Origin of the sequence: Amycolatopsis sp. SID8362 (assembly GCF_010550475.1) — a bacterium.
Taxonomy (GTDB): domain Bacteria; phylum Actinomycetota; class Actinomycetes; order Mycobacteriales; family Pseudonocardiaceae; genus Amycolatopsis; species Amycolatopsis eburnea.
In genome coordinates this window covers 1-1,171 of sequence record NZ_JAAGNB010000717.1, presented here as the reverse complement: position 1 = coordinate 1,171, position 1,171 = coordinate 1, and the positions used below count along the sequence as shown (strand labels likewise).

Genomic DNA, 1,171 nt, shown 5'->3' with positions numbered 1-1,171 from the left:
AGCTGCAGGGCCCGATCGCCGCCCGGCAGCTCGTCGCGGCCGCCCTCGCGGCGGACGACGGGGCGGGCAAACCCGTGCTCGCCGTCACCGCCACCGGCCGCGAGGCCGACGAGCTGACGGCGTCCCTCGGCGCCCTGCTCGGCCGGGGCAGAGTCGCCGACTTCCCGAGCTGGGAGACACTCCCGCACGAGCGGCTCTCGCCCCGCGCGGACACCGTCGGCCGCCGCCTGGAGGTGCTGCACCGGCTCAAGACCGGTGACGACTCCCTGCGCGTCGTCGTCGCGACCGTCCGCAGCCTGATCCAGCCGATGGCGCCCGGCCTCGGCTCGCTGAAGCCGATCGACCTCGTCGTCGGCGAGGAGGAGCCGTTCGAGGAACTGCTCGAACGGCTCGTCGAGCTGGCCTACACCCGCGTCGACATGGTCGAGAAGCGCGGCGAGTTCGCCGTCCGCGGCGGCATCCTCGACCTCTTCGGGCCGACCGCGCAGCACCCCGTGCGCGTCGAGTTCTGGGGCGACGAGGTCAGCGAGATCCGCGCGTTCGCCGTCTCCGACCAGCGGTCGCTGCCGGGCGAGATCCCGCGCGTCACCGCGCCGCCGTGCCGTGAGCTGCTGCTCACGGGGCCGGTCAAGGAGAAGGCCGCGGAGCTGGCGAAGACGTACGAAGCGGACGCGCACCTGGCCGAGATGCTCACCAAGCTGGCCGACGGCATCCCGGTCGAGGGCATGGAGGCGCTCATCCCGGTGCTCTGCGAAGGCGAGCTGGAGCTGCTCACCGACGCGATGCCGATCGGCGCGCACGTGCTGCTCACCGACCCGGAGAAGATCCGCGCCCGCGCCGCCGACCTCGTCCGCACCGGCCAGGAGTTCCTCGAGGCGTCCTGGACGACGGCCGCGGCGGGCGGGCAGGCCCCGATCGACCTCGGCGCGTCCGCCTACCGCGGGCTCGACGAAATCGCGTCCCACGCGCAGGACACCAAGCGCGCCTGGTGGACGCTCACCCAGCTGACCACCGAGGACCCCGACGTCCTGCGCGTCTCGGTCGAGGCCGCGCCGTCGTACCGGGGCGAGCTCGACCGCGCGATGACGGACCTGCGCGCGCACACCGCGTCGGGCGGCACCGCGGTGCTCGTCGTCGCCGGCCAGGGCACCGCGTCGCGCGCCGTCGAGCA

At 74.4% G+C, this 1,171-nt stretch carries 1 pseudogene; it reads left to right on the top strand.

Annotated features, from left to right (window positions below):
• Positions 1 to 1,171, top strand: a pseudogene (locus G3I65_RS21995) (transcription-repair coupling factor); the annotation flags it as partial.